An 18,524-nucleotide genomic window follows, 5' to 3' on the forward strand; every position below is an offset into this window, starting at 1 on the left:
CTCAGATTCGTGATGTCACAGTTACTGGCAGGGGATGACCCAATTCAACCGCTTGCGGCGACACTCGGCTGCTATAGGCCAGCATCTCAACGCCGGCGTCGTGTGCCGCCGAAACTGCACTTGCATAGGCGGGGTCAAGATCGGCCGCGACCCGGACCCGGGCGCAGTCGGTCCGCTGGACGAAATACAGCATCACGGCTCGATGACCTGCGGCACGCACGGTCGCCAATTCGGCAAGATGGCGGGCGCCCCGTGCTGTGACACTGTCGGGAAACTCGGCCCAGTCGTCCTCGCGGCGTAAATGAACATTCTTAACTTCGACATAGGCGTCCGGCAGGCCCGGTTCGCGCAACAGAAAGTCGATCCGGCTGCGGGTCCCATAGCGCACCTCGGCCTGCACGCTGCGATAGTCGGATAGCGGCGCGATCCTGCGGTGTCGCAAGGCATCGCCGACCACCCGGTTCGGAACCATTGTATCAATCCCGGCAAAATGGCCCCCCGGCAGTTCAGCCACCCGCCAGCCATAGGCCAGTTTGCGCTTGGGGTCGGAGTTTGGCTCGAGCCAGACCCGTAGGCCTGGGTCTTTCAGACCAAGCATCGCCCCGGGATTGGGGCAGTGCGCCGTGACCTCGGTGCCGTCTTCTAACCGCACATCGGCCAAAAAGCGCTTATAGCGGTGAATCAGTCGTCCGGGGATCAATGGTACGGCAAATTGCATGGGGAAAGACCTACCACCCAGCCCAGCTTGGCGGAAGGTCCTACCGGTCGAAACGGGATTGCTTGATGCCGCTGCATTCTGTCCTAAGATACGGATATCACGACCGCCACGGGCCACTGGTCAAGGTGCTTAGGCCGCGATAGGTCAAGGTACGTTGACCGCCCACAACAAAGGATCTTGCCATGCCAAACCCTACCGCCGCCATGCTGGTCATCGGAGACGAGATCCTCTCTGGACGGACCCGGGATGCGAATATGCATTTTCTGGCCGGAGAATTGACCCGCCACGGGGTGACGTTGGCGGAAGTGCGGGTGGTTCTGGACGATGCCGACGCAATCATCGCGGCGCTACGCGAGTTGTCGGCGCGGTTTGATACTGTGTTCACCTCAGGGGGAATCGGGCCAACGCATGACGACATTACCGCCGATGCGGTTGCTGCGGCTTTTGGGTTGTCGATCGATGTGCGTGACGATGCCCGCGCCTTGTTGCAAGCCCATTACGATGTGACAGGGCGCGAGATGAATGAGGCCCGCCTGCGCATGGCCCGTATCCCCGACGGTGCGCGCCTGATTGAGAATCCGGTCTCGGTGGCACCGGGGTTCACCGTCGAGAACGTCCATGTGATGGCGGGGGTGCCGTCCGTGTTTCAAGCCATGGTGGCCTCGGTCCTGCCGCACGTAACGGGCGGTGCGCCGCTTCTCAGTCAAAGCGTGCCAGTGTTTCGCGGCGAAGGCGACATTGCCGGACCTCTCGGTGCGTTGGCCGCAGAATTCGAGGATGTGAGTTTTGGGTCATATCCGTTCGACCGTAACGGCGTTTTCGGTGCCAATGTCGTGGTGCGAGGTACCGATCACGCGCGGGTCAATCTGGCGGTATCGCGGCTGGCGACCTTGTTTCCACAACGAGACGCATGACCGGCACCACCACGTCCACGCTTTTGGCGGCTCTTTGGGCGACGTGGCCAGCGGCGACAATGACACAAGCGGGCAATTTTATCCTGCGCACCAGCATTGGGGGCGGAAAACGGGTCTCGGCGGCGTCGCTATCGGGCGCGCGGGTTGCCGAAGGTAACGTTGACGGGGCCGAGGCGGCCATGCGTGCGGCTGGGCGACACCCGTTGTTTGTCGTCACCCCCGGTCAAGATACGCTCGATGCTGATCTGGCCAATCGCGGCTATGACAAAGTCGATCCGACGGTGTTTTATTCCGCGCCGGTTGCGCAATTGGCCAACACCGTGACGCCGCGCCTGTCGACTTACGATATCTGGCCGCCGTTGCGGATCATGGTCGATCTCTGGGCTAAGGGCGGCGTAGGTCCGGATCGGGTGGCGGTGATGGCGCGGGCGGCTGGCCCGAAGACGGCCATATTCGCGCGGGACCGGGATCAGCCCGCAGGGGTTGGCTTTGTCGCGGCCCATGACCGGGTGGCCATGTTGCACGCGTTGGAGATCGCGCCGGATCATCGCCGCCGCGGTCTTGGCAAGGTCCTGATTGCTCATGCCGCCAGTTGGGCACGATCGCAGGGCTGCACGGATCTTGCCCTTGCGGTGACCGAAGCCAATCACGGTGCCCGTTGCCTTTATGACCAACTTGGCATGACGCAACATGCTGGCTACCATTATCGGCTTGGGCCTGATGCCCGCTGGTAATCCTGACAGGACCTCGGATGAAAGGTCTGCCGCGGTGAGGGCTTGGCACCGGATCATCGGATGGTGGGCCTGTGTCTGCTTAGGGCTTGCCCCGACCACGGTGCAGGCGCTGAGTCTCGACTTGCCAGCGCAGGCCGTTCAGACCGAGTCTGTGCAGGATCCGGCGGCGCCGTTCGGGGTAGCGACAGGTCCGGCCTCCAAGGATGGCACCGTTCCGACCCTCCAGATGACCGGCCCTCGCAACAGGACAGCTTGGCGTATGGTGGGGGCGTCAGAGGATGCGGCCGTCCTGTTCGATGATCTGCTTGGCCAGATTGGTGCTGCCGGATACTCCCCCCTCTTTCATTGCGAGACCAACAGCTGTGGTGGGTTTGACTTTCGCCAGTCCCTTCCCGCGCTGGCGATGCCGTCGATGTTTGTCGATCTTGGGGATTATATGTACGCATCCGCCGCGCTGGCTGGTGGCGACGCCGATGCGGCCCCCGTGGCGCTTATCAGTATTTTAATTAGTCGCAGCAGCGCCGCAACCTTTGTGCAAGTGACCGAAATTGCCGCCCTGCCGCCATTAGACACCGCACAGCAGAGCCGCCAAGAGCCGCAGGCCGGTCAGGCATCGTCAGACGCGGCACGGATCGGCGCTGCGCTGTTGACGTCTGGGCATGCTGTTTTGGATGACGTTGCCTTCCAGACCGGGTCGGCGCAATTGGCCGAGGGTGCGGACCGGGTGGCGCAGTTACAGTCTTTGGCCGACTTTCTAACGCAAGAGCCAGCGCGCCGGATCATGCTGGTGGGACATTCGGATTGGGCCGGGGGGTTAGACACCAACATTGCCCTGTCACGGGCCAGAGCCGCGTCGGTGGCCGCTGTCCTGCACAATACCTACGGCGTTGCGCAGGATCAGATCGCGGTCGAAGGGATCGGCTTCCTGTCGCCGCGCCAGGCCAATACGGATGACGGCGGGCGGCAAGCCAATCGGCGCGTCGAAGCTGTGTTGCTGCCGGACGCGCCCTAGCCAAACGTCCCAACGATTAGATCGGCGTGGCGCAACAGGCGGTCATATGTTCGGTGAAGGCCCGGACCCTCGGCGAAAGGGCGGATTCGGGGGGGCTGCCCAGATATACCGGTGCGCTTTGCCGTGGGAGGTCGGGCAGGACCGGCACCAAACGTTTCTCTGCAAGGTCATCGCGGATCAAGAAATCAGGGACGAGGGCGATGCCCAAGCCTTTTACGGCAGCGTCGGACAATAGTTTGACGTTGCGCGACACTAGGCGGCCGGGCGCATAAATTCGTCGCAATTCACCCGATTTGGCTTGTACCACCAATCCGGCGCGTTCCGCCCCCAAAGACAGCAATAGGGCGTGACTCGACAGGTCCTCCAGTCGGTCCAACGGCGGCGCATGGTTCAGATAATCCGGTGCGCAAACCAGAGCGAGTTCGATGTCGCACAAAACGACAGAACGGATATCGCCGTCGGGACTTGCGCCACTTCGCATGAACACATCAATTCCGGCAGCGCGCGGCTCCATATAGCCATCCACTTGGTCCAGTATCAGAGACACATGCGGATGCGCATCTAGAAATGAGGTGAGATGTAGAAAGAGAATTTGTGCGGCACATCCATCCATAACGGCCACACGCAGATCACCTTCGACCTTTTGGGTTGCCGAGGTGGCCATAAGGTCGGCTTCCTTGGCCTCATTCAAAACACGGCGGGCACGTTCATAATATAATAAACCAATGTCTGTCGGATCGACCCGGCGAGTCGTGCGCGTCAAAAGTTGGACGCCTAGTCGCTCTTCAAGCGCTGAAACATGTTTGGATACAGCAGATTTTGAAACACCCAAAAACCGAGCCGCTCCTGTAAAGCCGCCTTGATCGACGACACTTGTAAAGGCTTCCATCTCCGTTAGCTTGTTCATTTCAATATCTCTCTTCAACTCAATCTTGGCTGGACTTCACTAATCAATCCGAATTGAGGCAAGATTTAGACGGTTTGTTATAGTTGTTCGCAGTCAAGAACCAACCCGACGCTAATTGTGGGGGTCGTTCTAGAATTACACAGATTGCGAGAATAAAAATATAACTATATCAGCTATCTATAACTACGCAGTTTGATTTATACTGGAAAAGCGGACGCGTTCTTTTTGGTAACCAAGCCCGTAGAATAAATGGCCATCTGCGAGATGCCATCCAAGCTTAACAATTATTTTACCATTTTAACAACCATTAACCGATTCTGCATGGGTGTCGTGAACGGCTGTAACCGGGTCAAAGGCTTGCGGCCAAGCGAAGTCCCTGATCAATAGCGCGTTTGGCATCCAGTTCGATGGCCTTGTCCGCGCCGCCAATGATGTGGACAGAACGGCCAAGAGCGCGGAGCGCATCGGCAAGTCCGCGCTCGGGTTCTTGCCCGGCACACAGGATCACGGTGTCGACGGAGAGTACCTCGGTGCGGGCTTGGTAGTGGATGTGCAATCCAAGTGCATCTATGCGGTCGTAGCGGACACCGGACATCATGCGCACATCTTTCATCTTCAGGCTGGCGCGATGGATCCAACCCGTGGTTCGGCCCAATCGTTTCCCGGGTTTTTCTGCCTTGCGTTGAAGCAGTGTGACACGGCGCGCGGCCGGTTCGGGTTGCGGACCACTCGGCGCAAGCCCTCCGCGCGCGTCCTGCGGATCTGTGACCCCCCATTCCTGCAACCATCTTGGCAGGTCTTCGGTCGGGCTTGGGGGATTTTGGACCAGAAATTCGGCGACGTCGAAGCCGATACCACCTGCGCCGATCACCGCCACCCGCGTTCCGGCGATAGCCCGACCAGACAGCAGATCATCATAGTTCAGGACATGCGGCAGGGTCTGGCCCGGTATTTCGGGTGATCGTGGCCGGACACCGGTTGCAATGACAATGTCGTCAAACCCCTCTAGATCCGCGGGCAGAACGGAATGGTTCAGGCGCAACGACACGCCGGTGGTGGTCACCATCTGCGCAAACCATGCGACCAACCCGTCAAATTCTTCTTTGCCGGGAACGCGGCGGGCTAGGTTCAATTGCCCGCCCACCTCGGAGGCGCGGTCGAACAGGGTAACCGCATGGCCGCGACCGGCCGCCGTGATTGCCGCCGACAATCCGGCCGGGCCGGCACCGACCACGGCGATGCGTTTGGGGCGGTCTGTCGGGATCAACGGCAGTTCAATTTCATGGCAGGCCCGCGGATTGACGAGGCAGGTGGACACCCGACCTGCAAAAGTGTGGTCAAGACAGGCTTGATTGCAGGCAATGCAGGGCGCGATTTCGGCGCTGCGGCCCGTTGCGGCTTTGCGGACAAACTGACTGTCAGCCAGAAAAGGGCGGGCCATGGAGACCATGTCGGCGCTGCCATCCGCCAAGATCCCTTCGGCTACGGCGGGGGTGTTGATCCGGTTCGAGGCGATGACCGGAATGCCTACCTGCCCCATCAGCTTTGCGGTGACCCACGTAAACGCGCGCCGGGGAACCGAGGTGGCGATGGTCGGCACGCGGGATTCGTGCCAGCCAATCCCGGTGTTCAACAAGGTTGCGCCCGCTGTTTCGATGGCTTGGGCGAGGCGTATCACTTCGTCCCAACTGCCGCCATCGGGGACGAGATCAATCATCGACAACCGGTAGATCAGGATAAAATCTGGCCCTACCGACTGGCGAATTCGTGAGACAATCTCGACCGGCAGGCGCATGCGATTTGCAAAGCTTCCGCCCCAGTCGTCGGTTCGGCGATTGGTGCGCGTCACCAAAAATTGGTTCAGAAAATAGCCTTCGGACCCCATGATTTCGACCCCGTCATATCCGGCCTCACGGGCACGGACCGCGGCGTTCACGATATCAGCGATCTGGCGTTCAATCTCTTCGGCGGTCAGTGCGTTGGGCGCGAAAGGCGAAATCGGGGATTTCAGCGCCGAGGGTGCGACGCAATCGGGAGTATAGGCATAGCGCCCGGCGTGAAGGATTTGCATCGCGATGCGCCCGCCCGCCGCATGCACCGCTTTGGTTACAATGCGGTGCCGCGCAATATCGTCCGGCCCGTACATGCCCGCAGCGCCCGGCAGGACAGCGCCCTCTCGGTTCGGGGCCATGCCGCCAGTGACGATCAGGCCGACACCGCCTTCCGCGCGCTCTTGGTAGAAGGCCGCGACCCGCTGCCAATCCCCGGTTTCTTCCAGCCCGGTGTGCATGGAGCCCATGAGAATCCGGTTCGGCAGGGTCATGAACCCCAGATCAAGTGGCGCGAACAGGTGCGGATAGTCGGTCATGGCGGTCCCTCCCGGACTGTGCTGCCCCCGGAATGCCGCCTGCTGCCGCGTGTGTCACGCCAGACGCGGCGTCACGATTGGGGCGTTGGCAGGCCGGAGAGAGAGAAACGTTGACGCGGTTCAGCCATTGCCAGCAGAAGCCCCGGCATCGTTCAGTCGATTTGCCGCGCGCATCGTAACGACGAACCGTTCCAGCGTCCGGCGGGCATCGCTATCGCTGAGAGGGATATCCTTATGGCCCGTCACGGTCAGGACCACCATACGCCCCTTCAGCGAAAACACGGCGCGCCAAGAGGTCTCGGATAATTTCGGCGCCCGGTTGGCGCTGTCGTCTTGAAGCGACAAATACAACACGTCGTTCTCAGACACGGTCTTGCGCAGCGTGACGCTGTTCGCCCGGCCATCCTGAGCCAAGGCGACAAGCCCGGCTTGCGATTCGAAATATTGCTTCAGTTGATTGATGGTCGGCGCGGTCGGCGGATCGCCGGGGCTGGAGACGAGCGCCGTCAGGACCCCCGGGGTTCCCGGGGCCGACGGGGAACCGGCCACAAGCGCGGAACAGCTTGCGAGGATCACGAATGAGCCGGAGGCTCGTTCCTGCGTGCTGCTGGGATCGACGCAATAGCCCTTTGGCCCGACCACGACGATATCTTGTTGCGACACCTTGATCGCAGTGACCGCGCGCGGGCCGGCGTCCGAACGCCCCGCCAATTCCGGCGGCGGAAGGCATCCGGCCACGAGGGTCAGGCTGGCGAGAAGACCCGCCAGCCGCACCAGGGATTTCCGATCAAAGATCGGCATAGACATGCAGTTCGGCTTTGCCACCGGGGTGGGTCACCGCGCCCTTATAGGTCTCGCCGACCAATTGGGCATATTTCCACAAGGCACCGCTGGCATAGATCGTTTGGCGCGGGCCAGCCCATTCGGCCTTGCGGGCCGCCAGTTCATCATCGGTCAATGCCACCGACAATTCCCCGGTCAGTGCGTTCAGGGTGATGATGTCGCCGTTTTTGACCAAGGCAATCGGTCCGCCATGGGCTGCTTCCGGGCCGACGTGACCCACACAGAAGCCACGGGTTGCGCCCGAAAAGCGGCCGTCGGTGATCAAGGCAACTTTCTTGCCCATCCCTTGCCCGGACAGAGCCGCCGTGGTCGCCAGCATCTCACGCATGCCCGGGCCACCGGCCGGACCTTCGTTGCGGATGACCAGAACTTCGCCTTCCTTGTAGGTGCGGGCCTGAACGGCTGCAAAGGCTTCTTCTTCGCATTCGAACACGCGGGCCGGTCCCGAGAACACTTGCTGTTCTTCGGTCATGCCTGCCACTTTCACAATCGCACCACCGGGGGCAAGGTTGCCCTTCAGGCCGACAACGCCACCGGTTTTACTGATCGGGGTTGCGGCCGGATAGATCACCTTGCCGTCCGCTTCCCGGTCGATCAGGTCGAGCTCTTCGCCCATGGTCCGGCCTGTTACGGTCATGCAGTCTTCATGGATCAGGCCAGCCTTGCGCAATTCGCGCATGACGACGGGTACGCCGCCTGCCTCGTACAGGTCTTTGGCGACATAGGTGCCGCCCGGCTTCAGATCGACGAAATAGGGGGTGTCGCGGAAGATTTCGCACACGTCGTCCAGATAGAAGTCGATCCCGGCCTCATGAGCAATCGCAGGCAGGTGCAGGCCAGCATTGGTGGAGCCACCGGTGCAAGCCACGATCCGGGCCGCGTTCTGAAGTGATTTCAGCGTCACGATATCCCGGGGGCGAATGTTGCGTTCGATCAGGTTCATCACCTGCTCGCCACTGGCGATGGCGTATTGATCGCGGCTTTCATAGGGGGCGGGGGCACCAGAGGAGTTTGGCAACGCCAGACCGATCGCTTCCGAGACGCAGGCCATGGTGTTGGCGGTGAACTGTCCACCGCAGGCACCGGCGCTGGGGCAGGCGACCCGCTCCAGAACTTCCAGTTCGGCATCGGAATAGTTGCCAGCCTGATGCTGACCGACTGCTTCGAAAACGTCCTGAACCGTGACGTCTTTTCCGTCCAAGCGGCCCGGAAGGATCGATCCGCCATAGATGAAGACCGACGGCACGTTCAAACGCACCATCGCCATCATCATCCCCGGCAAGGACTTGTCGCAACCGGCAAGGCCGACGATGGCGTCATAGCAATGGCCGCGCATGGTCAGTTCCACGGTATCGGCAATCGCTTCGCGCGATGCGAGGCTGGACCGCATCCCTTCATGACCCATGGCAATGCCGTCGGTCACGGTAATCGTGGTGAATTCACGCGGGGTGCCGCCGCCGGATTTGACCCCAACCTTCACGGCTTGCGCTTGCCGGTTCAACGAGATGTTGCACGGCGCGGCTTCATTCCAACAGGTGGCGACGCCGACAAAAGGCCGGTGAATCTCGTCCTCAGTCAGGCCCATTGCGTAGTAATACGAACGGTGAGGGGCGCGTGACGGACCTTCGGTCACGTGGCGGCTGGGCAGGCGAGATTTGTCGAACTGGCGGTTGAGCATCGGATCCTCCGGCTGGCTGGTTGGCTAGGGAATAGGCAAGCTGTCCAGCGCGCGCAAGCTGTCGCACCAAATATCAGGCGCAGGCCGGACCCCGGACCAAAGCCATTTTGCCGGTCTTCCGCCGCCTGCGGCACTGTGTTAGTCAGATGTCGCTGACACATTCAGGGGTGCGGATGCGTATTTTTGTCAAGTTTTTCAGGGATATAGTGTGAGTTCCGCCTTTCTTCCCGCCGCATTTGACGCATTTCTGGCACCGGCCAGACGGTCGCCTGCTTTGTGGCGGACGGCGCTTGGATTTGGGCTGGTCATTGGTGTTTATGTCGGGCTAAATTTGGCCGCATTCGGTGCTTTGGCCCTAATTTGGGGGTTTAACGAGGCGGCCGAACAGGCATCACACCTGTCAGATCCTGCGACTCCGGTGCGTGCGCTTGCGCTTTTGGCAACATTTGTACCGATGGCCTTGGCCCCGATGATTACTGTGCGGGTGTTGCACCGGCGCCGTCCGGGGACGTTGTTTGGGCCCGCCCGCAGGACGGCGGGGGACTTTTTTCAGTCTGCCGCTGTTTTGTTTGGAATTCAGGCTCTGCTGATAGCCCTGTCCGGCGCGGCAACCGAGACCCTGCCGAATCTGTCCGTCGAGCATTGGATGTGGCTGTTGCCGGTGACGTTGGTGGCTGTCGCGGGACAGACCTTGTCGGAAGAATTGGTCTTTCGTGGGTATTTGCAACAGCAACTCGCGGTACGCTTTGCGTCCCGAGTGATCTGGATGGGGCTACCCTCGCTGCTGTTCGCCTCGCTGCATTACAGCCCCGGAACCCTTGGTCAAAGCGCGACTTTCGCTGTCTTCGCAGCCTTCCTGTTTGGGCTGGCGGCGGCGGATTTGACCGCACGAACGGGCAGCATCGGCGCGGCATGGGGGGTACATTTCGCCAATAACTTCTTTGCTATCGCGATCTTTGCATCAGAAGGCACGATCACCGGTTTGGCGTTGCGAATCGCGCCAGAGGCCGATCCGCAGGTGTCGGCGTTCCATCCCAGCGCATTGATGGAGCTTTTGCCGCTGGCCCTGTCGTGGCTGATCCTACGGCGCTGGCTGCGGCGCTGATTGCATTTTCCGTTCAGTCCCCTTATCTCCGGGCTGAACCGGCACAAGGCAAGTGTGATGAACTGGATTTCGAACTACGTCCGTCCGACGATAAACTCGTTGTTTTCCCGGCGCGAAGTGCCCGAGAACCTTTGGACCAAATGCGAAAATTGCGGCACGATGCTGTTCCATCGGGAATTGGCAGACAGCTTGAATGTCTGCACCAATTGCGCCCACCATATGTATCTGTCGCCGCGCGATCGCTTTACGGCTTTGTTTGACGGCGGCATCTTCCGCGAGATCGCGGTGCCTGCCGCCCAAAGCGATCCGCTGCATTTCCGCGATCAAAAGCGGTATCCGGACCGGATGCGTGCGGCGCAGAAAGCCACAGGTGAAGCCGAAGCGATGTTGGTCGCAGAAGGCGATATCGGCGCGACGCCGATCGTGGCTGCTGCGCAGGATTTTGCCTTCATGGCAGGGTCGATGGGGATGCATGTCGGCAACGCCATCATCGCCGCGGCCGAACGGGCCGTGGAAGTGCGGCGTCCCTTGGTCCTGTTTTCCGCCGCGGGTGGGGCCAGAATGCAGGAGGGAATTTTGTCCCTGATGCAGATGCCCCGCAGTACGGTTGCGGTTCAGATGCTGAAAGAGGCGGGATTGCCTTATATTGTGGTCCTGACCCATCCGACCACCGGGGGCGTCACGGCCAGCTATGCTATGCTCGGCGATGTCCAGATTGCGGAGCCGGGGTCTTTGATCTGTTTCGCGGGCCCACGGGTGATTGAGCAGACCATTCGTGAAAAGCTTCCCGAAGGGTTCCAACGGGCTGAATACTTGCTGGAACACGGCATGCTGGACCGGGTGACCCATCGCAAAGATCTGCGCGACGAACTGATCGCTATTACCCGGATGCTGATGAACATGCCCCCGGCCATTAAAGGGGTGTTGTCGCCTCCTGCTGATCCGGCTGAAGGATCAGATGGCGCCGATGGGGTTGCGACGAAAGAGGACGCTACTCCTTGACAGTGCCATCTTCCGACCAGCTTTTGACCCGGATGATGTCGTTACACCCCAAGATGATCGATCTTACGCTTGATCGGGTCTGGCGGCTGTTGGCACGTCTGGATCATCCGGAACGCAAGCTGGGCAAGGTCATCCACATCGCCGGGACCAATGGCAAGGGCTCCACCCTTGCGATGATTCGCGCCGGGTTGCAGGCGACCGGCGATAGCTGCCACGCTTATACCTCGCCGCATCTTGTCCGCTTTCACGAACGGATCCGCTGCAAGGGCGAAGTAATCGACGAAGGCGCGCTCAGCGTTGTGCTGGACGAATGCTTGGCCGCCAACGGGCCGGAACCGATCACGTATTTCGAAATCACGACCGTGGCGGGGCTTTTGGCTTTTTCCCGCGACCCGGCGGATTGGTGCTTGCTTGAGGTCGGGTTGGGGGGGCGCCTGGACGCTACCAATGTCATTGACGCGCCGCGCCTCTGCGTGATCACGCCGATTTCCATCGATCACCAACAGTACCTCGGTGACACATTGGCTGAGATCGCCGGTGAGAAGGCAGGGATTCTGAAGCGCAACACGCCCTGCGTGGTTGGCCCACAGCCCGACGAAGCGCTTGAAGTCATTGAGGCTCGGGCTGCCCGGTTGGGCGCACCGCTTCTGGTTCATGGGCAGCACTGGCACGTCTGGGAAGAACGCGGGCGCCTGATCTTTCAAGATGAGACCGGGTTATGTGACCTCCCCCTGCCGATCTTGACCGGTCCGCACCAGATTGTGAACGCAGGCGTCGCCATCGCTGCGCTGCGCCATTTGGGGCAGCCCGTGAGGGCGCTGGAAGCCGCCACCAGCTCAGCGACTTGGCCGGCGCGGATGCAGCGCTTGCGCGACCATCCATTCGCCACAGCTGTGCCGCAGGCCGAGATTTGGCTGGATGGCGGTCATAATGCCGGTGCTGGCGCGGCGTTGGCGGCGACCCTTGGTGCAATGCCCGATCGTGAAACGATTCTGGTGTGCGGAATGCTGAACACAAAGGACATTCAGGGATTTCTGGCCCCACTTGTCCCGTACAGTGCGCGCCTGTTCGGGGTCTCTGTCCCAGAGACCGAAGCCACGCTGCCGGCCGAAGCGACCGTTGCTGCGGCCCGCGAGGTCGGCATGCGAGCCGACACAGCGCCTGATGTGGCCGATGCGATTGCTGAAATTGCCCGAACCAGCCCGGACGCCCGCATTCTGATTTGTGGTAGCCTTTATCTGGCCGGTGCGGTGTTAAAGCTGGGCTGAGACCAAGGCGATTTTCCGTCTTGTTAGGTGGATTTCGTTCCTCGGGTTATTGCACGACAAACTCCGCGTGCAGTGCTCCGGCGGCCTTGATCGTCTTCAAAATATCGATCATGTCGCGCGGTGTCACCCCTAGGGCGTTCAGCCCCGCGATGACCTCTGACAATGAGGTTCCGCTGGGGACGACTGCCAATCCGGTCCCGGGGTCCTGCTCAATTTCGGCGGTCGTGCGGGGCACAACAACGCTTCGCCCGTTGGCGAAGGGGTTCGGCTGCACGACCAGGGGGTCCTCTTGTACCCGAAGCGTCAGCCCCCCTTGCGACACGGCCACTTCCGAGATGCGCACATCTTCACCCATCACAATCGTGCCAGAACTTTGATCTACAACGACCCTAGCGCGATTCTGCGGCGTCACGGTCAAGTTTTCGATCTGGGCCATGGCGCGCGCTGGCGATCCCGCCCGGGTCGTCTGAAGGTTTAGGCGAACGGTGCCGCTGTCCTGCGCTTCTGCCACGCCCCGGCCATAGCGGTCATTGATCACTGTCTCTATGCGCAAAGCAGTGGTAAAATCGGGGGTGCGCAGCGCCAGCCGAAGTGCCGTCAGCGTGCTGAAATCAAAATCGATTTCTCGTTCTACACGGGCTCCGGCGGGAAGAACCCCCGAGGTCGGGACCCCCTGAACGACGCTGCCGGCATCGCCTTCAACCGAGACGCCGCCCGCGATGACGGTTCCTTGCGCCACCGCATAAATTTGCCCATCGGCTGCGTTCAAAGGGGTCATGATCAATGTGCCGCCTAAAAGGCTTTTTGAATCGCCGATTGCTGAGACCATGACATCAATTTGGCCGCCGACCCGCGCGAATGGCGGAAGCGAGGCCGTGACAAAAACGGCGGCCACATTCTTGGGCCGAAACAGTTCACCGGCGACATTCACGCCCAACCGCTCAAGGATATTGGCCATGATTTCTTCCGTGAACGGTGAGTTTCGGATGCTGTCTCCGGTTCCGTTTAGTCCGACTACCAAGCCATACCCAATCAGATCGTTACCGCGGACGCCGTCGAATTCAACGAGATCCTTGAGCCGGATTTCGCCACCGGACGCTCCGATCCCCCAGAATAGGGACGTCAGAGCAAGAAGGGCCGCGCGAATCACAGATATGCCACAAGGGAAAGTTGCGAAGCGCGGGCTGTCACGGCAAACACCGTTTCCAACTGGGTTTGAACCTCCTTTAATCGTACCGCGGTGTCATAGGGATCAACGCCGATCAGGGAGTTCCGCGCCAGTTGCAAGGCGACAACCTCGCTTTCGGATTGAACTGCGGCGGCGTCGATCCGCTCCTGCGTGGCGCCAAGACCTGCCCGCATTCCGGTCAACTGATCGTTGGTCTGGAGTAAACGATTGCCAAGATCTTGCAAAAGCCATTGCTGTTCTTGCAGCGAAGGAGCCACCACGCCGTTATCGACGAGGGCCGCAACGGCATAGGCCTTGAGGCTGTCGCGAAGCGTCTGGTCAGCGGCTGTTGTCCCAAAGCGGGCCGTTACATCCTCGCCTACCGTCATTGGCGACAACGCGGTGCTAGCCCCAAGATAGCCTGTCGTTTCAAAGCCGCCGCCAGGGGTGTCAAACCAATTATCTACAGCCGCCATAATGCCCGCTGCGGTTGTTTGCCCTGCCACAGCAGCGCCCAGATCAGTTAGGAGGGTTTGTGCATTGGCAATAGCGGGCCCCTGAGTTGCGGTCCCGGAAAAAATCGAGCGATCCGCCCAGCGGGTGTTCAAACGCGATATGGTGGTCTCAAGTTGATTTCCAGCCGACGCAAACAGTGTCCGAAACTGAGTGGTTTCGCCGCTTGTGGCGATCATCAGAAACTCGGGTCCAGAGGCCTGGATCGATGTTTGGATGGCGTCTAGGGCCAGTTGCTGGGCATCGGCAAATCCCGCGGCCTCGCTGTTGACGGACTGAAATACCGTCTGCATCGATAGGCTTCGCTCAAGGCCGGACAGAATGGAATAATCGCCGCGCAAATGTGACTGCAGGTCCGCGACGCGTCCCGTCGTCAGCTCTTGGGACAGCGCTGTGATGTCGGCTTTGAGCACGGTCGTCTGACGCTTCAGGGGAAGGCCTGCTGCAAGATCGCCGAAATTTGGAGAAAGCATGGTCTACATCCTCATCAATGTGTCAAGCATCGCATCGGCAGCCTGAATGACCCGCGAGTTTGCGGCGTAGGCCTGTTCGATCATCAACAGTTTTTGCATTTCTCGGTCGGTATCGACGCCGTCAGCCAGCGTCCGTTCGGTCATGGCGTCGGACCGGATGCGGGCATAAGTGGCGTCACCGACCATCAGGTCAACGGTAACGCCGACGTTCGACTGAAAATTCGATGACAAACCAGCGGCGCTATGGGCGCTGGCCATAAAGCCGCCGGACAGTGGCGTGCGCGTCATCGTGAGGGCATCTGACAGCCGGCTCAGCCCTGCGGATTGACCCTCATCTCCGGGCGCGGTGGCGCCGAGGCCATCGCGCAGCCGCCAGACATAGCCGCCTGCATCCGGATCGACCAAGGTGTTGACCGACAGGCGGCTGGCCAATCCAAGCTCGTTCGAAACCAGAAAAGCGCTACCGCCATCGGTGAGGAGTCCGGCGGCCCCGGGAAGCAGCGTTGGGTCGACGCCGGGGGTCTCAAACCGTTCGACAAGGTCACGCGCAATGGCGTCTAATTGTTGGCCAATCTCAGGCGCAACCGTGTCCCGGACTGCGAACAACCCGTCGAGCCGCCCACCCGACAGCGGGCCCGGACTGCGGGTCATATCCACCGGTTGGCCGTCCAGTGTCAGACCTGACAGCGTTCCGCCGGATAGGCTGTGATAGGGTGTGATCGTCGCCGTGGCGGTGAAGCCAAGTACTGGTGCCGGTCCATCCAGCAACATCCCACCTTGGGTCATTAGCGCAATTACCCCGTTGCCCCGATCAATTTCACGGACGGGAACCTGCTCGGAGACAAGATCGACCAGTTTCTGGCGTTCGTCCAATAGGCCGTTCGGCGGCGTGCTTCCGATTGACTGGCGTTGAATTTTAACGTTCAGGTCTTCGATGCGCGACAGCCAGCCATTCAGATCTTGCACGGTCGTCGCAATGCCTTGATCCGCGCGACTGCGTTCGACCTGAATGCCGTTTGAAATACCGCCGATGTGAGTTGCCAGACCGTCCAGAGCCGCGAATGCTTGAGTCAGGCGGGTTTCGGAATCTGGACGCGAGGCTGCCGACACCAACGCACTTTCAAGGTCGGAGATCCGGTCAGCAAGCGACTGCCCGGATCCGGGTTCACCGACTAAACTCAGTATGGCCGTTAAGCTGTCCGCCTGGGTCGACGCGCGCCCAAGGTCGGCGTCGGCAGCGCGGCGATCCGCCAGAACGATCTGGTCGACGACACGCCTGACTGTGACCACATCGACCCCGCCGCCGGCACCCGTTACCCTGGACGACAAGACCACCTCGCGGCGTCCATAGGTGTCGGTCAACGCGTTCGAGACATTGGACGAGATGACGCTCGCGCTGCGCGAGACGGCGGTCAGGCCCGATAGGGCATTGGACATCGCTCCGGCTATGGTCATGGTCCCGGTTCCCTATGGTTGATCTGGGTCAGCGTTTGATATTGGTGGTTTCCTGCAGCATTTCGTCGACGGTCTGTATGACCTTGGCGTTCGACGAATAGGCCCTTTGAGTTTGAATGAGGTCGGTCAATTCATTGGCGACGTCGGTGGTGGATTCCTCGCGGGCGAAGCCCACGATATCTCCGGTTGGACCGTTCCCTGCATTCCATAGAAAAAACGAACCGCTGTCGTGCGACACCTGAAAGGTTTGGTTGTCGAGAGCCATCAGGCCGTTCGGGTTGGGAATATCGGCCAGCGGCACCTGATACAGGGTGCGCGCGGTGCCATTATCGAACAACGCGTGTACGAAGCCATTGGGGTCGATTTCAACCTCCACGAGATTACCTGTCGCAGCTCCATCTTTAGAAATCGTGACCGGCGCAAAGGTATTTGATAATTGGGTCAGTCCGTTGGGGTCCCCGGGCAGCCCGATCGCGATGTCAATTGGTCCGCTGGCCACATTGACTTGCATCGAGCCAGTCAGCGGATTATAAGCTCCGCCCGAGGTGGTCGTGACTGCGGCCACTGTCCCGCCCAGCGTCCGTGTGTCATTAAAGGTGATCACATATTCACCAAGAATGGCCCCCGGCGAGGCCGTGTCAGTGATCTGCATCGTCCACTCATTCGACGGAACCGTCGCGCCCACTGCGGGGATTGTTGGCGTGAAGGTTGCGTTGATCTTTTCAGACGTTCCCAGATTATCGAAATATTCCACGGTAATGCTTTCAGGAACTCCGGCAGCCCCGGGTTTGGTGGCTGTTGCTGGCAAATTCACCCCGATGTTCATCTTTGTGGTCGGTTCCCCAACGAATTGATTGGTATTGATTTTGATCGGTTCCAACCCGTCCGAGGTGTCGCGCGGATAGTTCGGGATCGTGCCGTCCGCAGCGGCCGGCCAGCCCATCAGGATCAGGCCGGCTTCACTTTTCAGGTAGCCCGCAGCATCCATCCGATAAGAGCCGGTAGTGGTGAGCAGCATCGGCAGGCTGGCACTGCCGCTTTTGACGGCCGACTCGCTGGTGACGGGCACCATGCCGCGCCCGTCTACGGCAATATCCGTCGAGTTGCTTGTTCCGATCAGGGCGCCGGTTTCGTCGATCAGCCGCTGGGTGGTCGTGCGCACGCCTCCGGCAGAGTAGCTGCCGCTCGCCCCAGCATTCACCATGGAGTAAAAATCTGTTTCGACTCGCTTGTACCCGTAGGTCGAAGAGTTCGCGATATTGTCCGAGATGGATGCCAGCTTGTTGGCATTCGCCGACAAACCCATGACCGCCGCGTTCAGCGAAGAAGAGATCGTCATACCTGCGCCTTTCTGCATCAGAAATCGTGTTGAGACCATCGATAGGCCGCCCGGACTAATTCAGGCTTAACAGATCAAATTTGATCGATTTTCCGGGCGCGTGAGGTGCGGTGCGCGACGAGACCCGCAAGAAGTTGACCTTCGTGCGGTCAGGGCGTCCCAAGATCGTCCGCAGGAAGCTGGGGCTTAGAGGGAGTTTTCAATTGCGATGCCGCACAGGACAACGCAATATGAAGCCATGAATACTTCGGCATCACATGACTTGCGCCGCTTCTTGAACGGTGAACATTACGGCTGCGTGATGGCTGATCCGCCATGGCGTTTTACCAACCGGACCGGAAAGGTCGCGCCTGAGCACAAACGGTTGTCGCGCTATCCCACTATGAACCTTGAAGATATTTGTAGTCTACCGGTGGCGGAGCACTGCGCGGATCGTGCCCACTGTTATATGTGGGTGCCCAATGCCCTGTTGCCTGACGGGCTGCGGGTTCTGTCCGCGTGGGGCTTTGAATACAAGTCCAACGTGATTTGGCACAAGGTTCGCAAAGATGGCGGGTCGGACGGGCGCGGCGTGGGATTTTATTTCCGCAACGTGACCGAGATTTTGCTGTTCGGAACCCGTGGCAAAAGTGTCCGGACGCTTGCGCCGGGGCGTCGTCAGGTGAACATGCTGCAAACCCGCAAGCGGGAGCATTCACGCAAGCCGGATGAGCAGTACGAGTTGATTGAGAGTTGTAGTTGGGGCCCCTATCTGGAGCTGTTCGGGCGTGGTGTTCGCGAAGGCTGGACCGTGTGGGGCAATCAGGCAGACGCCGATTATAAACCCGACTGGAAGACCTATAGCTTCAACTCTGGCGTTGCTGCCGAATAACGGCTGCAGAGCGCTTGACGCCGCGCCGCGGCGCTGTTGCACAAATTTGAAATGGGCCGCAGTGCCCCTTTCCCCAGACACACTTATCCCACGGCTTTCGTGACGGGTATTCCGAGGGCGGTGAACCGGTTCAGCACTGCAGCTCGGATCTGAACC

16 protein-coding genes are annotated in these 18,524 nt (G+C 60.2%); 7 read left to right on the forward strand and 9 right to left on the reverse strand.

The window, feature by feature from the left end; genetic code table 11:
* Position 1: 1 nt before the first annotated feature.
* The gene (sfsA, locus tag BV911_RS11680) at positions 2–718 is read right to left on the reverse strand and encodes a DNA/RNA nuclease SfsA (RefSeq protein ID WP_086053792.1); all 717 of its coding nucleotides are present in this window, start codon (positions 716–718) and stop codon (positions 2–4) included.
* 182 nt (positions 719–900) lie between these two features.
* Here sfsA and BV911_RS11685 point away from each other — a divergent pair, with 182 nt between their 5' ends.
* The 3 genes from BV911_RS11685 to BV911_RS11695 are packed head-to-tail and all read left to right on the forward strand — an operon-like array spanning position 901 to position 3,378.
* Positions 901–1,632 (forward strand): molybdopterin-binding protein, encoded by a 732-nt coding sequence (locus BV911_RS11685; protein WP_086053793.1) that lies wholly within the window; start codon positions 901–903, stop codon positions 1,630–1,632.
* Positions 1,629–2,366: an N-acetyltransferase gene (locus BV911_RS11690; RefSeq protein WP_086053794.1), complete on the forward strand. Its 738-nt coding sequence runs from the start codon at positions 1,629–1,631 to the stop codon at positions 2,364–2,366. Before BV911_RS11685 ends, BV911_RS11690 begins: the two co-directional genes overlap by 4 nt.
* A complete protein-coding gene (locus tag BV911_RS11695; RefSeq protein WP_086053795.1) occupies positions 2,323–3,378 on the forward strand; it encodes an OmpA family protein in 1,056 nt (351 codons plus the stop codon). The genes BV911_RS11690 and BV911_RS11695 overlap by 44 nt, the downstream gene beginning before the upstream one ends.
* Before the next feature lie 16 nt (positions 3,379–3,394).
* Here BV911_RS11695 and BV911_RS11700 read toward each other — a convergent pair whose 3' ends face one another.
* The 4 genes from BV911_RS11700 to ilvD form a co-directional block, all read right to left on the reverse strand.
* A complete protein-coding gene (locus BV911_RS11700) occupies positions 3,395–4,285 on the reverse strand; it encodes a LysR family transcriptional regulator (RefSeq protein WP_086053796.1) in 891 nt (296 codons plus the stop codon).
* Positions 4,286–4,634: 349 nt separating this feature from the next.
* Positions 4,635–6,653 (reverse strand): NADPH-dependent 2,4-dienoyl-CoA reductase, encoded by a 2,019-nt coding sequence (locus tag BV911_RS11705; RefSeq protein WP_086053797.1) that lies wholly within the window; start codon positions 6,651–6,653, stop codon positions 4,635–4,637.
* A 120-nt stretch (positions 6,654–6,773) separates the two neighbouring features.
* The gene (locus BV911_RS11710) at positions 6,774–7,460 is read right to left on the reverse strand and encodes a hypothetical protein (protein WP_139840073.1); all 687 of its coding nucleotides are present in this window, start codon (positions 7,458–7,460) and stop codon (positions 6,774–6,776) included.
* The gene (gene ilvD, locus BV911_RS11715; RefSeq protein ID WP_086053799.1) at positions 7,441–9,174 is read right to left on the reverse strand and encodes a dihydroxy-acid dehydratase; all 1,734 of its coding nucleotides are present in this window, start codon (positions 9,172–9,174) and stop codon (positions 7,441–7,443) included. The genes BV911_RS11710 and ilvD overlap by 20 nt, the downstream gene beginning before the upstream one ends.
* Before the next feature lie 208 nt (positions 9,175–9,382).
* Here ilvD and BV911_RS11720 point away from each other — a divergent pair, with 208 nt between their 5' ends.
* Genes BV911_RS11720 through BV911_RS11730 form a run of 3 tightly spaced genes read left to right on the forward strand, consistent with a single transcriptional unit; the run spans position 9,383 to position 12,549 of the window.
* Positions 9,383–10,279 (forward strand): CPBP family intramembrane glutamic endopeptidase, encoded by an 897-nt coding sequence (locus tag BV911_RS11720; protein ID WP_086053800.1) that lies wholly within the window; start codon positions 9,383–9,385, stop codon positions 10,277–10,279.
* 57 nt (positions 10,280–10,336) lie between these two features.
* Positions 10,337–11,281 carry an acetyl-CoA carboxylase, carboxyltransferase subunit beta gene (accD, locus tag BV911_RS11725; RefSeq protein WP_086053801.1) on the forward strand — a complete coding sequence of 315 codons (945 nt, stop codon included), beginning with the start codon at positions 10,337–10,339 and terminating at the stop codon, positions 11,279–11,281.
* Positions 11,278–12,549, forward strand: coding sequence for a folylpolyglutamate synthase/dihydrofolate synthase family protein (locus BV911_RS11730; protein WP_086053802.1), 1,272 nt, complete (start codon positions 11,278–11,280; stop codon positions 12,547–12,549). The genes accD and BV911_RS11730 overlap by 4 nt, the downstream gene beginning before the upstream one ends.
* A 46-nt stretch (positions 12,550–12,595) precedes the next feature.
* On the opposite strand, the gene BV911_RS11735 is transcribed toward BV911_RS11730, so the two are convergent.
* Genes BV911_RS11735 through BV911_RS11750 form a run of 4 tightly spaced genes read right to left on the reverse strand, consistent with a single transcriptional unit; the run spans position 12,596 to position 17,497 of the window.
* Entirely contained in the window at positions 12,596–13,675 is a 1,080-nt protein-coding gene (locus tag BV911_RS11735; RefSeq protein ID WP_086053812.1) for a flagellar basal body P-ring protein FlgI, read from the reverse strand.
* Between the two features lie 20 nt (positions 13,676–13,695).
* Positions 13,696–14,703, reverse strand: coding sequence for a flagellin (locus BV911_RS11740; RefSeq protein WP_086053803.1), 1,008 nt, complete (start codon positions 14,701–14,703; stop codon positions 13,696–13,698).
* A 3-nt stretch (positions 14,704–14,706) separates the two neighbouring features.
* Positions 14,707–16,158 carry a flagellar hook-associated protein FlgK gene (gene flgK, locus BV911_RS11745; protein WP_086053804.1) on the reverse strand — a complete coding sequence of 484 codons (1,452 nt, stop codon included), beginning with the start codon at positions 16,156–16,158 and terminating at the stop codon, positions 14,707–14,709.
* Between the two features lie 28 nt (positions 16,159–16,186).
* Positions 16,187–17,497: a flagellar hook protein FlgE gene (locus BV911_RS11750; RefSeq protein ID WP_086053805.1), complete on the reverse strand. Its 1,311-nt coding sequence runs from the start codon at positions 17,495–17,497 to the stop codon at positions 16,187–16,189.
* A 238-nt stretch (positions 17,498–17,735) separates the two neighbouring features.
* Between BV911_RS11750 and BV911_RS11755 the strand changes: the two genes are divergently transcribed.
* Positions 17,736–18,368, forward strand: coding sequence for an MT-A70 family methyltransferase (locus tag BV911_RS11755; RefSeq protein ID WP_086053806.1), 633 nt, complete (start codon positions 17,736–17,738; stop codon positions 18,366–18,368).
* Positions 18,369–18,524: the final 156 nt, after the last annotated feature.

This window comes from Pseudoruegeria sp. SK021 (assembly GCF_002119405.1).
In the GTDB taxonomy this organism is placed as follows: domain Bacteria; phylum Pseudomonadota; class Alphaproteobacteria; order Rhodobacterales; family Rhodobacteraceae; genus Meridianimarinicoccus.

Excerpts from the sequence above, each read along its gene's own strand:
- sfsA (WP_086053792.1), bottom strand. The coding sequence starts at position 718 with ATGCAATTTGCCGTACCATTGATCCCCGGACGACTGATTCACCGCTAT.
- BV911_RS11685 (WP_086053793.1), top strand. The coding sequence starts at position 901 with ATGCCAAACCCTACCGCCGCCATGCTGGTCATCGGAGACGAGATCCTC.
- BV911_RS11690 (WP_086053794.1), top strand. The coding sequence starts at position 1,629 with ATGACCGGCACCACCACGTCCACGCTTTTGGCGGCTCTTTGGGCGACG.
- BV911_RS11695 (WP_086053795.1), top strand. The coding sequence starts at position 2,323 with ATGCTGGCTACCATTATCGGCTTGGGCCTGATGCCCGCTGGTAATCCT.
- BV911_RS11700 (WP_086053796.1), bottom strand. The coding sequence starts at position 4,285 with ATGAACAAGCTAACGGAGATGGAAGCCTTTACAAGTGTCGTCGATCAA.
- BV911_RS11705 (WP_086053797.1), bottom strand. The coding sequence starts at position 6,653 with ATGACCGACTATCCGCACCTGTTCGCGCCACTTGATCTGGGGTTCATG.
- BV911_RS11710 (WP_139840073.1), bottom strand. The coding sequence starts at position 7,460 with ATGTCTATGCCGATCTTTGATCGGAAATCCCTGGTGCGGCTGGCGGGT.
- ilvD (WP_086053799.1), bottom strand. The coding sequence starts at position 9,174 with ATGCTCAACCGCCAGTTCGACAAATCTCGCCTGCCCAGCCGCCACGTG.
- accD (WP_086053801.1), top strand. The coding sequence starts at position 10,337 with ATGAACTGGATTTCGAACTACGTCCGTCCGACGATAAACTCGTTGTTT.
- BV911_RS11740 (WP_086053803.1), bottom strand. The coding sequence starts at position 14,703 with ATGCTTTCTCCAAATTTCGGCGATCTTGCAGCAGGCCTTCCCCTGAAG.
- flgK (WP_086053804.1), bottom strand. The coding sequence starts at position 16,158 with ATGACCATAGCCGGAGCGATGTCCAATGCCCTATCGGGCCTGACCGCC.
- BV911_RS11750 (WP_086053805.1), bottom strand. The coding sequence starts at position 17,497 with ATGACGATCTCTTCTTCGCTGAACGCGGCGGTCATGGGTTTGTCGGCG.
- BV911_RS11755 (WP_086053806.1), top strand. The coding sequence starts at position 17,736 with ATGAATACTTCGGCATCACATGACTTGCGCCGCTTCTTGAACGGTGAA.